Genomic DNA, 14,552 nt, shown 5'->3' with positions numbered 1-14,552 from the left:
AACTGCTAGGGTAAACCTGCGGATGTGTTGCAGCTTGATTGGCATAACGCATCCGCAGGGCTCAGCACCGCAGCTTGCACATGGCACATCCGTGAGCCTGCTACTGCCGCAGTTTTGCGCGCATCCGCTGTGCCAGCCAAGTAGCGCAGCTTGAACGCATGACGCATCCACGTGCCTCGCAATATGGCGCAGCTTGAACGCATGAGCGCATCCACGTGCCTCGCAGCCTCGCGCAGCTTGCAAGCTGCCTCGCTACATAGCGAATCCGCGGGCACGCTACGTGTCGCAGTTTGCGCGCATGTGCGCATCCGCTGTGCCAGCCAAGTAGCGCAGCTTGAACGCATGAGCGCTTCCAAGTGCCTCGCAACATAGCGAACCCGTGACCACGCTACGTACAGCTTTTGCGCACAGAGCGTATTTGCTAGCTCGAAAAACCGAAAATCATTAAAATGTATCCTTCCAAAAGTTTTAATGTTGATGACACTATACACCGACTCATAAAAGAAGTCATTTTGTACGATTCTTCGTATAAAATATATGCTCCCCCAAGCCGTTCCTGGCTTTTTGTACGATGAATCATACAAAATGAGAACGTTCAGGCCATGATCCTTTTATTTTGTACGATTTTTCGTACAACCGGCATCTATTGCCGTGGATGAAACGGTATTTTGAGTGAAATATCGTACAAAACCTCCCCTAATACACATAACATAAAAAGCTGGAGCGAAAGCAAATGGGGCTGGGATAACCCCCTGCGCCCTTGTTTCACTCCAGCTTTATGTTTTTGTGCATTTGAGCAAGCCTGTATTAACTAGCTGGATTAAGGCATTTGCTTAGGTTGCCGAGGCTGCTAAGGCTCATAAGGCTGTTAAGGCTGTTAAGTCCGTTAAGTCTCATAAGGCCGCTAAGGCTCATAAGGCCGTTAAGGCTGCTGTGGATCGGCAAGCGCCGCAATGATTTGCCCGGCAAGCTTGTCGCCGATCGAGAGAGGCCGGAAGTCTTCGACGGAGGCCTCTTTTATTTTTTTGAGCGAGCCGAAATGCTTCAGCAGCTGTTTGCGCCGCTTTTCTCCGATGCCTGGGATGGCGTCCAGACGCGACTCTACCATCGACTTTGCCCGCTGCTCGCGGTGGAACGTAATCGCAAAACGGTGAACCTCGTCCTGGATGCGCTGCAGCAAATAAAATTCCTGGCTATCGCGCGGCAATGGCACAATCTCCGCGGGGTCGCCCGTCATCAGTTGAGCCGTTTTATGCTTGGCATCCTTCACTAAGCCGCATACCGGGATAAACAACCCCAGCTCATTCTCCAGCACGTCCAGCGCTGCCGCAATTTGTCCCTTGCCGCCATCCACCACGATCAAATCAGGCTGTGTCAAACCATCCTTCAGCACTCGCTCGTATCGTCTGCGGATGACCTCCCGCATCGTTTCGTAATCATCGGGCCCGTCCACCGTTTTTACCTTGAACTTGCGGTATTCCTTGCGATCCGGCTTGCCGTCTGTAAATACCACCATAGCGGATACGGGGTTCGTCCCTTGTATATTGGAATTATCGAAGGCTTCGATCCGTTTGATGCTATCCATGCCAAGCCAATCCGCCAACGATTCGCTCGCTTTGACGCTGCGCGCCTCGTCCCGTTCGATTAATCGGAATTTTTCGTCCAGCATCATTTTGGCATTATCCTGGGCCATCGTTACGACTTGGCTTTTTTTGCCGCGCTGCGGCAGCAGCACCTTGACCTTCAGCCAGTTATGCAGCGAGGAAACAAGCTCCTCCTCGTGCTCTGTATCCTTCTCCGGCATGGAAGGCAGCAAAATTTGCTTGGGCAGAGCCGGATTGTCGCTATAATACTGCGTCACAAACGTCATGAAGTCGTCGTATTCCTCCCCATAATAAGGGAACACGCTGCCATGGCGCTCGATAAGCTTGCCGCCGCGCATATACAGAATTTGCACGCACATCCAGCCCTTATCCACCGCATAACCAAAAATATCGCGGTCCATGGCGTCGTTCATCGTAATTTTTTGCTTCTCCATCACGGCGTCAATGGCCAAAATCTGGTCGCGGAACTCCTTCGCTCGCTCAAACTCCAGATTTTCCGCCGCCTCCTCCATTTTACGCTGAAGCTCTTCTCTTACGGCATCGTGCCCGCCGCCCAGGAAACGGACGATTTCCCCAATCATAGCATCGTATTGGCTCTGCTCCACGTCAAATTCGCAAGGAGCGAGGCATTGGCCGATATGATAATACAGGCAAACTTTGTCGGGCATCGTTTTGCATTTGCGAAGCGGATAAAGCCGATCCAGCAGCTTTTTCGTTTGCTGCGCCGCATACGCGTTAGGATAGGGGCCAAAATATTTGCCCTTGTCCTTGTAGATTTTGCGTGTAACCTCCAGCTTGGGATGGCGTTCATTCGTTATTTTGATATAAGGAAAGGACTTGTCGTCCTTCAGCAATACATTGTACCTTGGCTGATGCTGCTTGATCAGGTTGCACTCCAGAATAAGGGCTTCCATGTTGCTGGCTGTAATAATGAATTCAAAGTCATAAATTTCCGAAACCAGCCGCTGCGTCTTCACGTTATGGCTCCCGATAAAATAGGAACGTACCCGGTTTTTAAGCACTTTGGCTTTACCGACATAGATGATGACGCCATCCCTGTTTTTCATCAGGTAACAGCCCGGCTTATCCGGCAGCAGCGCAAGCTTGTTGCGAATCGCTTCCCTTGCTGCGTCAAATTGTTCCTTCTCTGCGCCGCTCCTGTTATGCTCCATTCTGCTTCCCCTCCAACCGCCTTGCTTATCCCTTTATTTTATCATAAAAACAGTTGGCAAGGAGTGAAAAAGCGCCCTGGCAGTCATGAGTGTCCGTAGGGCCGCAAAAGTATAAACGGAATTTGTCAAGCTAACGCTTTACAATTATCCAGAGAGTTGGGTATACTAATGTAAGCGATTGATCGCTGTCAAGGAGGACGACCATAATGGAAAATGTCAGAGACCCGCGCGAGCACATTAATGAAGAGCCCCGTCATGATTTGATGGATGTTGTGTTCGGCTTTGGCGGAATGCTTACCTTTATGACCGTTGTGTTTGCAGCGGCGGTCATCATAAAGTTCGTCATTTCCTGATTTGCACCGCAATAGCGGCGCAAGAAAGAAGGCGCGTTTCACAAGCTTGAGCTTGAGAAACCCGCCTTCTTTTTTTTATTATTGAGCTGCCCGAAGCGATAAGTGCCCGTTGTCTTCGTCAGCGTTTGACTGCTGGCGCTGGCTGGCCTGACTTTGCCGAGCCTCTTGCTCAGACTGGCCCGTCTGGGTTCGCTGATCTCCCAGGCTCGGCTCGCCAATCTGGCTTTGCCGGACATCTTGCTTAGACTGGGCATTTTGCCTTTGCTGTCGTTCCTGACTCTGCTGTCCTGCCGAAGGGGCTCCCGCTCCTTTTTTACGCTGGGACGATGGGGCCGAAGCAGGCTGCTCGCTCTTTTGGGCGGCCGCATCATAACGCGTGCGCTCTGTTCGATCAATCTGCACGATCCTTCCATCGTGGACCGTAATAATGACCTGACCGTATTGCAATCCGCTCACCTGGCTCAAAATCCGATCCCGCCACTGCTCATCCACTTCCAAAGGTTTTGTCATTTTGATTCCCTCCAATAAGTTAGCCCGCTTAATGGGCAGATGATTTCCATTGCACAATCGCTTTAACCATTAACGTAGCGACCGCAAGCATAACAAGCAGCGATGCCACAGCAAAGGATGCCGAAAACTGATATTCGTTGTACAAAATCTCGACATGCAGGGGCAGCGTATTGGTTTGGCCTCTTATATGGCCCGATACGACCGATACAGCTCCAAATTCGCCCATTGCGCGTGCATTACACAAAATAATGCCGTACAGCAATCCCCATTTAATATTCGGCAGCGTCACTCGCCAGAAAATAGCAAAGCCTCGCGCGCCTAAGCTGGCAGCCGCTTCTTCTTCCTGCACGCCTTGCGCCTGCATAAGCGGAATCAGCTCCCGCGCTATAAACGGCACGGTTACAAAAACAGTGGCAAGCACGATGCCTGGCAAAGCAAACACGATCTGAATGCCGCGCTCATCCAGCCACGGTCCGAAAAATCCCTGCGCGCCAAACAGCAGCACATAAACAAGCCCGGCGATAACGGGCGATACGGCAAACGGCAAATCAATCAAGGTAATCAGAAAGTTTTTCCCTTTGAACGAAAACTTGCTTACGGCCCATGCCGCGGCGAGACCAAAAACGGTATTAAGCGGCACCGCAATAACGGCGACGAGAAGCGTCAGCTTTAGTGCGGACAAGGCATCCGGCTCCGTCAGCGCCTTCACGTACACCTCCGCTCCCTTGCGAAACGCCTCTACAAACACCGACACCAGAGGCAACGCCACGACCAGCCCCAAAAAAGCCAGTGCCAGCCCGATCAGCAGCCATTTGACGACAGGGGACTCCGTTATATGCCGCGGCCGCTTGGACGCCTCGCTGTCCGTATGCACGGATATAGCTCCCGCCATTCCTCTTCCTCCTCTCCTTAAGTAAAAATGGGGAGGCGGCCCTCCCCGCTTATTCCGACAGCGTACGGCGGTTCATTTTCCATTGCAGCAAATTAATAAGCAGGAGCAGGATAAAAGAAATTGTCAGCATAACGGCAGCAATCGCCGTAGCGCCCGCATAGTCGAACTGCTCCAGCTTGGTCATAATTAGCAGAGGCGCAATTTCCGTCTTCAGCGGCATATTGCCCGATATAAACACAACCGAGCCGTATTCGCCAATACCTCTGGCAAAAGACAATGCAAAGCCGGTGAGCAAGGCCGGCAGCAGCTCCGGCAGGATGACTTTTATGAAGGTTCTGAGCCTGTATGCGCCAAGCATCACTGCGGCTTCTTCTCTTTCCTTCTCCAGATCCTGCAGCACCGGCTGCACCGTCCTGACAACAAACGGAAGCCCGATAAACACAAGGGCAATGATGATGCCTGACTGCGAATAAGCAACCTTGATGCCGAGCGGATCAAGCAGCGAGCCGATCCACCCGTTTTTGGCATAAATCGTCGTTAAGGCAATGCCCGCTACAGCCGTTGGCAGCGCAAACGGAATATCCACAAGGCTGTCGATCAGCCCCTTGCCCGGGAAACGGTAACGGACCAGCACCCAGGCAACCAGCAAGCCAAATACGGCATTGATCGCGCCTGCCCAAAATGCAGTGCTGAAGCTGATGCGGTAAGAAGCCACAACTCTCGGATTGCTCACTGTGCTCCAGAACTGCGCCCAGGTGAGGTCAAACGATTTTATAAACACGGCAGCAAGCGGTATAAGCACGAGCAGGCTGATATAAAATATAGAAAACCCAAGCGATAAACCAAATCCCGGCAGCACTCTAATCTTCCTGGAACCCTTCATGAGAAGTCAGCCCCTCTTTCACGCTTTTTTTCCATCATGCACCCGGTGTATAAATTTGATCGAATATGCCGTCATCGGCAAAATGCTTGGTTTGCGCTTCCTTCCAGCCGCCAAAATCTTTATCGATCGTAAGCAGCTCCAATGACGGGAACTGCTCCGCAAATTGTGCGGCAATGGCCTCATCCGTTGGTCTGTAATAGTTCTTTCCGGCGATTTTTTGCCCTTCATCGGAATACAAATATTGCAGGTAGGCTTCAGCTACTTCACGCGTGCCGTTCGCATCGACCGTTTTGTCGACAATAGCAACGGGAGGTTCCGCCAAAATACTGATCGACGGATAAACGATGTCGAATTTGTCAGGCCCAAGCTCGTTAATGGACAGATATGCCTCATTTTCCCAAGCAAGCAGCACATCGCCAAGGCCGCGCTCAACAAACGTTGTTGTGGAGCCGCGAGCTCCGGTATCCAAAACCGGCACATGCTTGAACAGGTCTTTAACAAACTGTTTGGCCGCTTCTTCGTCATTATTGTTTTGCTTCAGCGCATATCCCCAAGCGGCCAGATAGTTCCAGCGTGCGCCTCCGGAGGTTTTGGGGTTAGGCGTAATGACCTCCACTCCATCCTTCAGAAGGTCATTCCAATCCTTAATCCCTTTGGGGTTGCCCTTCCTCACCAGAAAAACAATGGTTGACGTATAAGGGGAGCTATTGCGCTCGAACTGGCTTTGCCAGTCGCTGCCCAGCAGCCCTGCATCCACAATAGCGTCAATGTCATAACCTAACGCCAATGTAACCACGTCCGCCTTCAAGCCATCAATAACCGTTCTTGCCTGCTTGCCGGAGCCTCCATGCGACTGGTCAATTTCTACCTTCTGATTTTTTTCCTTAAGCCAATGGGCAGCAAAAGCTTGGTTGAATTCAACGTAAAGCTCCCTTGTAGGGTCATAGGAAACGTTAAGCAATTTTACGGGGGGAAGCGGCTTATTGCTCTCTGCCGCAGCGTCTGTGCCGGGAGCTGCTGTTGTGGAACCTTCTGTTGTGGACGGCGTTCCAGCAGCACCGCCGCTATTCCCGCCGTTATTGCCTGATTTTGCGCTGCCGCATGCAGCCAGCACCAAAGTCATGACAACCAAATATAAAAAAAGAGTTTGAAAACGAACCGACGTTTTTTTCATCTGTTAAGCACCCCTTGTTCCAAATTTGTTCGGGAAGCAGTTAACTCCGGTTCGTCCGGTCATCACCATTATTCCTACCCATTTAGTTGGTTATTACTGAATATTACCAGCAGCCTCCAGTCCTGTCAATAACAAAATTGTATGCTTGCTTTAATGCTTGCAAAAGAGTTTAAAGGACAGCAAAAAGCCCGGAGGGGAGGACCTTTTCCCCCGCATCCAGGCTATATCTGCAACTTATTTTTTTCCGCGCTTGTTTTCGCCCGCAACCATCACCACTTCAACATAAGGCGATATGCGGTCCATAAGCCTCTGACCCTTATGCGACTCATCGCCGTCCTTGCTTGTGAAGCTGAAATGCCTCTCCAGCGCGTCCAGCTCATAATTGGAGGTATAAAAGGTCGGCTTTCGCTCCATCCGGTAGTTCAAAATAGCGCCCAGCACATGATCACGCACCCAGGGACTCAAATTTTCAGCCCCGATGTCGTCAAAAATAAGCAGATCGGTTTCCTTCATCATGTCAACCGTTTCCTTCAGCTTGCCAGGCTCATGCATCATCGCTTTCAAATCCTCGACAAAATCCGGCATATACACAATAACTCCGGAGTATCCCGCTTTGGCAAGCTCCTGCAGCAAATAACACATCAGGAACGTTTTGCCCGTTCCGAAACGCCCCGCCAAATAAAGGCCTTCCTGCTGAAGTCCCTGCTCTTTCGTTTTATGAATGTAAGAGAGCACTTGTCCAACCGATTCCGCCCGCATCAAATCCTTTGTCAAAATTTCATCGGAGGAATATTGTTTCCTAAGCACATGCTCATCCACGTAAAAGCTTGTAATTCGGCTGCGGATAGCTTCGTCCGCCTGCCTTGCCAAAAACTTGCGGCAGGAAACCTTCCGGTCATATAGCTGCGTTTGCGCACCAACCGTCTCGCAGCTAAGTAGCGTATAATGCCCTTCATAATCATTGGGGCAGCGGTCCAGTCCTGGACAGTTGCTGCAATTATGGTGTTCGGTAACATATTGATAGACCCGGTTCAGATTAAGCCGGATCAGCCCTTCGTCCAGATCGGGATATTTGGACAGAAGCTTGCCGACCAGAGGGTCGTCCATCAACTCTCGCAGCTTGCCTTCCGCCTTCTCCGTCAGCGATTGCCCTGCGGGCCATGCCTTCAACAAATCGCCAAGCGACTCCATTTAACACACCCCATCTCTACGTTTTTCCATCCAGCTTTCTTGCCAGCTTGCGAAGCTCCTCCAATTTGTCAGCCGAAATGGGATCATTCCTGTATTCCTCCGACACGATAGGAATATTGGGCTTGCCGGACAGGCCGCCCCGGCCATTGCCGGCTCGTCCTCCCCTTGATCCGCTGCCCCGGGCGTTTCCGTAGGATGGCCGTCCTCCGGCATCCCCAGTCGAAGCTTCCTCGCGGCGGCGCTCTTTATCCTGTTCAAGCTTCGCTTGTTCTCTGACATAATGAACCGCTTTTTCAAACGTGTCTATATTTTTGATCAGCATATTGGAGGCTACCGCATCCAGGAAGGTCCGGGTTACCCGGCCGGAATCGCCCGCTCCGATCACATAATGAATAAGCACATTTATGACGGGTGCAGCCAACCGGTAATTAAGGTCGATTCGTTCAAACACGCCTTCTATCCAGTCCGGCACCGCTCCGGGAAAAAAGCGCCGAAGAAACCGGGTATGAGGCTCATTGCGCATCAGCATATTGTATTGCTGAATATCGCAGCGCCCCTTCAATTGCTCCGGCACCGGCAAATAATATTGCTCCAGAACCTCTGCTTCGTCCTCCTGCTCGTCCACGGCTTGCATATCCGCTGCATCGTTGGTCATAGGCGTTTTGGCCAGCATTCGCTGTCGGTCGTCCTCGCGCTTTTTATCCTGGCGGTACAGCTGATTGGCGCGCAGCTGAAGCTCGTCAACATTCAACGAGCCGGAGGAATCAAATACCTCGTCTTCATCAAGCAGACGGCATACGGCCGAAACGGACAAGTGATATTTATAAGCGACATAGTTGATTTGAGCCAAGCCGTCGTCATTGCCGCGAAGACGTTCGACATAAGGTCTGTTGGCGGAGTTCCGCGGGAAACGAAGGAGCAGCTCGCCGTAGGCAATACCAGCGCTTGCAAGCTCCTGGCGAGGAGCGCTTTGCCTTGACGGAGCAACCTCCGTAAGCGCCTGCTCCAGCTCGGAATCAAAGGATTGCATATTCAGCTTAAACAGCTCGTAAAATGGAACCGATATATTTTCCTTCTCCAGCTCGGCTCCCGCAAGCTCGTCCGGCTCCGGCGAACCAAACAGCTCGCGAAGCTCGATCACCGCATATTTGCCAACCTTGTCGCGCAGAAGCATAGCAAGATGCATGTTTTTAAAAAACTCCCCCGGCGAAAGAGGGCACACCAGCTCATATTCATATACGGTTTCCTCCAATAAGGAACCGCCTAATCTTGAGGTTTGCAGCAGGCCTACCGCCTCAAGCCTGGAAGCCGCGTCCACAACCTGCCTTCTGCTTTTTTCGTTCATTTCCAGCCCCAGCCCCAGAAACAGCTTCCGCTGAGGCTCCAGCCTGGAATATCCGGCGGAATCGCCGGGAATGGAATGATATAGCTGCTGATACAGCCCGATGGCAAACGCGCCGATCATGGGCTGGTAAATAAGCGACAACATTCGCCCGTCAAGACTGCTTAACGAAAAATCGCGAAATATGTAGTATCGGTGATGCTCCGTAAATTGCATCAGATTTGGGATGCGCATTGCACCGTCTCCATCCTTGTTTTTCTTTCTACTATATTATCATAAAACGCATCATAGAGTCGCAGGCTAATATATGAAAAAAACCTCCGCTTGGACGTTCGCTCGAAACGAAAGCCCCGGAGGTTGGTATGTTGCAATGGATGGGAATGAAAAGCGAACTATCGGAACAGCCTCAAAACATTTTGTAGCCGCCCCTGCGCAACGCGCGAATGGCCCAACCGCTAACATAAGCGCCAATCAAAGCCCCTATAATGGGAATATAATAAACAAGCGTATAGGTTCCCAGGTTTTCCATTGTTGGATTTTGGGAAGGGTCCCAGGGCGACCATATAGCCAGGCCGATCAGCACAACGACAAAAAGCCCGATAGGGAACCACGTTGTCTTAAGCAGCATATTCAGAATAAAACCAATGCCAAACATCATGACAAAAAACAGCACGGCTGCAATAATAATTTGAATAGCTTCTACCATAAAGCGGCTTGCCCCTTTCGTATTAAAGCTGCAGGATGCAATGAAAATGCTTGCAACTATCCTTCAGTTTAATAAAAGCCGAAAGTGAAGTCAATCACTATGCCAAAAAGGCTCGCCGCCTGCATCCTTGTTTACAGCTGCTACCTGGAATAATCGGTAATGCCTAACCGGTTTCCGAATTCATCCTCGAATTCAACAGACATTCCTGTTCCGATTTTGAAGGGCTCCGTCAAAAAACGTACGCCCTTTGCCTTGAGCCGTTCGTATTCTGCTGGAACATCGTCAACGACAAGCCATATCGCCGGTTTTGCATCGGCATGTTTATTAATGTCCTTCAAAATAATAGCAGGCTCCTCGTCTCCAACATGGAATGCCGCCATACCTTTGTCTGCAAAGTTGAATTTCATTTTTAGTCCAAGAACATTGGCATAATAATGAATGGCGCTGTCCATATCGTCCACCGGCAAAAAATAATTGTCATAACCCTTCATCGTCTTAACCTCCCGATTGTTTGGCTTTCAGTACAAGCGTAACATAGCCAACTTGACAGCATCCTGTCATATTGGAAATTTTTTTCTATGCAATGACGGAAACAAACGATTAGGCAGCGCTCGCCCAGGCCCACCATGCATGGAGAGAAATGTCACAAGTCGTACATTTGCCCCATACCAAAGCGTTAGGATACAATTGAACTATGGAAGAAATAGCCGAACCGGCAGCGAAAGGGGAAGAAACAAAACAATGAGTGAAGCCGCACAAACGTTAGAGGGCTGGTACGCGCTGCATGATTTCCGCAGCATGGACTGGACTGCCTGGAGACTTGCCGATGAAAGCGAGCGGGCTCGCGCGCTGGAGGAATTGCATGCTTTTTTGAAGGAATGGTCGCAGCTTGAGGAACAAAATGGGGGCAGCTCAGCCCATTATTCCATCGTGGGTCAAAAAGCCGATTTTGTATTCATGCATTTGCGCGAAACGCTGGAGGACCTGAACAAGCTGGAAACCGCCTTTAACAAAACGTTGTTTGCCAGCTTTACCTACCCTGTACATTCCTATGTCAGCGTGGTGGAGCTTAGTAACTATATGGGACAACCAGGGGCAGACCCGATGGAAAATCCCGAGATTGTGGCCCGTCTGAAGCCGATTTTGCCAAAATGGCGCCATATCTGCTTCTATCCTATGAACAAACGCCGCTCGGGCAATGACAATTGGTACATGCTGGGCATGGAAGAGCGCAAAGCCTTGATGAGAAGCCATGGCATGATTGGCCGCAAATACGCCGGCAAGGTCAAACAAATTATTACAGGCTCCGTCGGTTTCGATAACTGGGAGTGGGGCGTTACGCTGTTTGCCGAGGATTCGCTGCAATTCAAAAAGCTCGTTTATGAAATGCGTTTTGACGAGGTAAGCGCGCGTTATGGCGATTTTGGCGATTTCTATGTTGGCAACTATCTGGACGGCGGTAAATTTGAGGAATTGTTAAGCGTTTAAAAAGTGCTGCGGGGCTGTCCGAAGAGCCCCGTTTTTATTATTTAAAAAAGGCTCCTGCATGTGCGCATTCCGTAGAATGCAGCATGCAGGAGCCTTACACATTATAAATTGAATGGGGCAAGCTCAATACCGCAGCTTACTCTTCTTCTTGATTGGCCTCTTCATTCAGCCGCTTGGCATCCAAATATTCGCGCGTCGCCCTGTCCCGCTCCCGCCCCTTGTCCTTCAGACGTTCGATAGCGGGCTGAATAAGCAGATCCACTTCCTTCTGAACCGGATAAGCCAAATCATAGCGGTTTTGCGACTCCAGAAACGAGCCTACCTCCATCAACGCGTTGTACCGATCAAGCTCATCTCTAGTCAACAAGCCCCGAACCTGTACGCTGCAATGACGCATTAGAAAAATTTCCCTTTGCGCAGTACAAGCGGAATGCCGCCGATAATGAACAGATAGCGGATATCAATCACTTTTTTCAGCAAAGCCGCAAAACGGCCTTTATATTTCTTGCCGAACGCAACGCCAATTGCTTCGCCTTTGCCAAGCGACGCCACGGTGCCTTTGTTGCTGAATACAAATGTTTTAAGCGGCTGGTTGCGGATGGATGCAACCAGGTTGTTTGCGCAAACGACGCCTTGTTGCATAGCAATTTGGGCGGTTGGCGGATAAGGACGGCCTTCCGGGTTAAACATCAGGGAGTTGTCGCCAACAATGTAGATGTTTTCGTGACCCGGGCAACGCAGAAACTCATCGATTTTCACGCGTCCGCGCATCGTTTCAAAGCCGGCTTCCTCGATCAGACGGTTGCCGCGAATGCCCCCTGTCCAGATAACGGTAGCGGATTTAATTTCTTCGCCTTCGCCTACTACAACCCCTTCAGCCGTACACTCCTTGATTGCTGTTCCAATACGGAAGGTTACGCCCTTTTTAGTAAGAACGTTCATGCCGTATTCCACCAGCTCGGGATCAAAGCCCGGCAATGCCGTTGGCGCTGCTTCAATGTTGTAGATTTTAACGAGTGAAGGATCTACGTCAAATTCCTTGCACAAAACCGGAATGCGGTCGGCAAGCTCGCCAATAAACTCGATTCCTGTAAAGCCGGCTCCGCCAACGATAAAGGTCAGGTAGTCCGTACGGTGCGGCTCGCGTTTATAACGGGCAAATTGATAGTCGATATGCTCGCGAATGAGGCGAACGGAGTTGATGCTGCGAATGTTCATTGCATGCTCCGCCAAGCCAGGAATGCCAAACGTTTCAGGCTCTCCGCCAAGTCCGATAACCAGGTAGTCGTAGGAAAGCGTTCCGTCTTCCAGAATGACCTTTTTGTCCTGAGGACGAATTTGAACAACGGTTGATTTTACAAAATCGATTTTGAATTCATCAATAAGCTTGGAGATGCTTACGCGAGCATTTTCATGAGCGTCCGTGCCTGCTGCAGGCATGTGAAGATGAGTTGTGAAGTAGTGGTAATCATGCTTGTTGACAAGCGTCACATCCGCCTCATTATAATTAAGCTCCTTTTGCAAACGAAGCGCGGTCAGAACGCCACCGTATCCTGCGCCAAGAATAACGATTTTTGGTATGTTGCTCATTGCCTAATCCCATCCATTCTACATGTTCTTTTGTGTTTATCTTAAGAGGTGTGAAAAATTACACAATCTCATCCAAACCGCCATAATTCACTTTTCAAGTTTACGCTAAAATAAGGGTTTTTACCCTTCAATTCATTCCATGCAGACAAGTTTCATATACATCAGACATATTACAGACTTTTCACACAAAGTTCAAGAGTAAATTCTACGAAAAAGTTTAGAATTGTGCACAATTACTGGCATAATCACAATGAGAAATGATTTCATTCCCATGTGGGAACGTTTATAATAGATAGCGTAGTAAAATTGTTGGAGGTGCACTATAAGTGTCTAATACAGATAAAGAGTTGAATCCGGTCGATATTTTAATTATCGGTGGAGGCCCTGCCGGCTTGTTCGCCGCTTTCTATGGCGGCATGCGCCAGGCATCCGTAAAGATCGTGGAAAGCATGCCCCAACTGGGCGGACAGCTTGCCGCGCTTTATCCCGAGAAATATATTTATGATGTTGCCGGGTTTCCGAAAGTAACCGCTCAAGAGCTGGTTGACCGTCTCAAGGAGCAGTTGGATTTGTTCAAGCCTCAGGTATGCCTGGAGGAAAAAGTGATAAATGTCCGCAAGCTGGATGAAAGGCTGTTTGAGGTGACGACCGATAAAGACGTGCATTATGCAAAAGCGGTTATCATTACAGCGGGAGTAGGGGCATTCGAGCCGCGCAGGCTGGAGCTTCCGGAGGCATCCCAATATGAAGGTAACAATCTGCATTATTTTGTAGGAGACCTGAACCGATTTAAAGACAAGCGCGTGCTGGTTAGCGGCGGCGGCGATTCCGCCGTGGACTGGTCGCTTATGCTGGAGCCTATCGCCAAAAGCGTAACGCTGATTCACCGTCGCGATAAATTCAGAGCGCATGAGCATAGCGTGGAAAATTTGATGAACTCATCCGTGAACGTCATTACCCCAACGGAAATAACGGCTTTGCATGGCGACGACGCCATTACAAGCGTAACGCTGACCGATGTAAAAACGAAAGAAAACACGCAGCATGAAGTGGATGCTGTCATCGTAAACTTCGGCTTTGTGTCCTCGCTTGGACCGATTGCAGAATGGGGCATCGAAATCCAGGGCGGCTCCATTGTCGTGGACACGCGGATGGAAACCAAAATTCCGGGCATCTTTGCCGCAGGCGATGTAACCACCTATCCCGGCAAGCTTAAACTGATCGCGGTAGGCTTCGGCGAAGCGCCAACTGCTATCAATAACGCCAAGGTATATATTGATCCAAGCGCGAAGCTGTCTCCTGGACATAGCAGCAACATGAAGCTTTAATTTACTTTAATTTTTCGCTAAAGCCTGAGATAGGACTGCCCGCAGCGTCTGATGAAGCAAGGACGGAGCCAAGCTCCCGACCTGCTGCGTCAGACGCTGTTTACAAGCAAAGCCGGCGCCAATTCCCTGCGCTTCAGTTCTTGCGCAAGCATCCGGATAAATTCCGGGTCAAGCTTGAACTGGATCGCCGCGTGGTACGTGTCCACCAATAGCTCGTCCGTTAAAATTTCCATCGTCCATTCCACTCCTCATCCATAAAGTGCGGTGAACAACCTCATACAAATGCGAGTTCACTACCTCATATAGGAATGTAAATAGT

The 14,552-nt window shown here is 50.2% G+C and carries 16 protein-coding genes; 3 read left to right on the top strand and 13 right to left on the bottom strand.

Annotated elements, in window-relative coordinates; genetic code table 11:
• Positions 1-5 precede the first annotated feature (5 nt).
• Both A7K91_RS26510 and uvrC read right to left on the bottom strand, forming a co-directional pair.
• Positions 6-215, bottom strand: a complete 210-nt coding sequence (locus A7K91_RS26510) for a hypothetical protein (protein ID WP_156739618.1) — start codon at positions 213-215, stop codon at positions 6-8.
• Positions 216-922: 707 nt separating this feature from the next.
• Positions 923-2,776: an excinuclease ABC subunit UvrC gene (gene uvrC, locus A7K91_RS17730; protein ID WP_068685092.1), complete on the bottom strand. Its 1,854-nt coding sequence runs from the start codon at positions 2,774-2,776 to the stop codon at positions 923-925.
• 206 nt (positions 2,777-2,982) lie between these two features.
• Between uvrC and A7K91_RS26505 the strand changes: the two genes are divergently transcribed.
• Positions 2,983-3,129 carry a YqzM family protein gene (locus tag A7K91_RS26505; protein WP_156739616.1) on the top strand — a complete coding sequence of 49 codons (147 nt, stop codon included), beginning with the start codon at positions 2,983-2,985 and terminating at the stop codon, positions 3,127-3,129.
• 78 nt (positions 3,130-3,207) lie between these two features.
• Here A7K91_RS26505 and A7K91_RS27470 read toward each other — a convergent pair whose 3' ends face one another.
• The 8 genes from A7K91_RS27470 to A7K91_RS17690 all read right to left on the bottom strand — a co-directional run bounded on the left by A7K91_RS27470 (position 3,208) and on the right by A7K91_RS17690 (position 10,318).
• Positions 3,208-3,639, bottom strand: a complete 432-nt coding sequence (locus A7K91_RS27470; protein ID WP_068685090.1) for a YezD family protein — start codon at positions 3,637-3,639, stop codon at positions 3,208-3,210.
• Between the two features lie 28 nt (positions 3,640-3,667).
• Entirely contained in the window at positions 3,668-4,531 is an 864-nt protein-coding gene (cysW, locus tag A7K91_RS17720; RefSeq protein WP_068685088.1) for a sulfate ABC transporter permease subunit CysW, read from the bottom strand.
• A 49-nt stretch (positions 4,532-4,580) separates the two neighbouring features.
• Positions 4,581-5,414, bottom strand: a complete 834-nt coding sequence (gene cysT, locus A7K91_RS17715; protein WP_068685086.1) for a sulfate ABC transporter permease subunit CysT — start codon at positions 5,412-5,414, stop codon at positions 4,581-4,583.
• A 34-nt stretch (positions 5,415-5,448) separates the two neighbouring features.
• Positions 5,449-6,588: a sulfate ABC transporter substrate-binding protein gene (locus A7K91_RS17710; protein WP_068685084.1), complete on the bottom strand. Its 1,140-nt coding sequence runs from the start codon at positions 6,586-6,588 to the stop codon at positions 5,449-5,451.
• 234 nt (positions 6,589-6,822) lie between these two features.
• Positions 6,823-7,779 carry a primosomal protein DnaI gene (gene dnaI / locus A7K91_RS17705; protein WP_068685082.1) on the bottom strand — a complete coding sequence of 319 codons (957 nt, stop codon included), beginning with the start codon at positions 7,777-7,779 and terminating at the stop codon, positions 6,823-6,825.
• Positions 7,780-7,795: 16 nt separating this feature from the next.
• Complete coding sequence (locus A7K91_RS17700) at positions 7,796-9,355, bottom strand: replication initiation and membrane attachment family protein (protein WP_068685080.1); 1,560 nt, start codon at positions 9,353-9,355, stop codon at positions 7,796-7,798.
• Between the two features lie 172 nt (positions 9,356-9,527).
• Positions 9,528-9,827: a YuiB family protein gene (locus A7K91_RS17695; protein WP_068685078.1), complete on the bottom strand. Its 300-nt coding sequence runs from the start codon at positions 9,825-9,827 to the stop codon at positions 9,528-9,530.
• Positions 9,828-9,967: 140 nt separating this feature from the next.
• A complete protein-coding gene (locus tag A7K91_RS17690; protein ID WP_068685076.1) occupies positions 9,968-10,318 on the bottom strand; it encodes a VOC family protein in 351 nt (116 codons plus the stop codon).
• 250 nt (positions 10,319-10,568) lie between these two features.
• Between A7K91_RS17690 and hemQ the strand changes: the two genes are divergently transcribed.
• On the top strand, positions 10,569-11,315 hold the full coding sequence (gene hemQ / locus A7K91_RS17685; RefSeq protein WP_068685074.1) for a hydrogen peroxide-dependent heme synthase: 747 nt from the start codon (positions 10,569-10,571) through the stop codon (positions 11,313-11,315).
• Between the two features lie 136 nt (positions 11,316-11,451).
• Here the strand turns inward: hemQ and A7K91_RS17680 are convergent, their stop codons facing one another.
• Positions 11,452-11,712, bottom strand: a complete 261-nt coding sequence (locus A7K91_RS17680; protein ID WP_068685072.1) for a hypothetical protein — start codon at positions 11,710-11,712, stop codon at positions 11,452-11,454.
• Positions 11,712-12,905 (bottom strand): NAD(P)/FAD-dependent oxidoreductase, encoded by a 1,194-nt coding sequence (locus A7K91_RS17675; protein ID WP_068685070.1) that lies wholly within the window; start codon positions 12,903-12,905, stop codon positions 11,712-11,714. The genes A7K91_RS17680 and A7K91_RS17675 overlap by 1 nt, the downstream gene beginning before the upstream one ends.
• 326 nt (positions 12,906-13,231) lie before the next feature.
• Here A7K91_RS17675 and A7K91_RS17670 point away from each other — a divergent pair, with 326 nt between their 5' ends.
• Positions 13,232-14,233 (top strand): NAD(P)/FAD-dependent oxidoreductase, encoded by a 1,002-nt coding sequence (locus tag A7K91_RS17670; protein WP_211274538.1) that lies wholly within the window; start codon positions 13,232-13,234, stop codon positions 14,231-14,233.
• 89 nt (positions 14,234-14,322) lie between these two features.
• Here the strand turns inward: A7K91_RS17670 and sda are convergent, their stop codons facing one another.
• On the bottom strand, positions 14,323-14,466 hold the full coding sequence (gene sda, locus A7K91_RS17665; RefSeq protein ID WP_068685069.1) for a sporulation histidine kinase inhibitor Sda: 144 nt from the start codon (positions 14,464-14,466) through the stop codon (positions 14,323-14,325).
• Positions 14,467-14,552: the final 86 nt, after the last annotated feature.

It is taken from the genome of Paenibacillus oryzae, assembly GCF_001675045.1.
In the GTDB taxonomy this organism is placed as follows: domain Bacteria; phylum Bacillota; class Bacilli; order Paenibacillales; family Paenibacillaceae; genus Pristimantibacillus; species Pristimantibacillus oryzae.
This window is presented reverse-complemented; position numbering and strand designations above follow the sequence as displayed.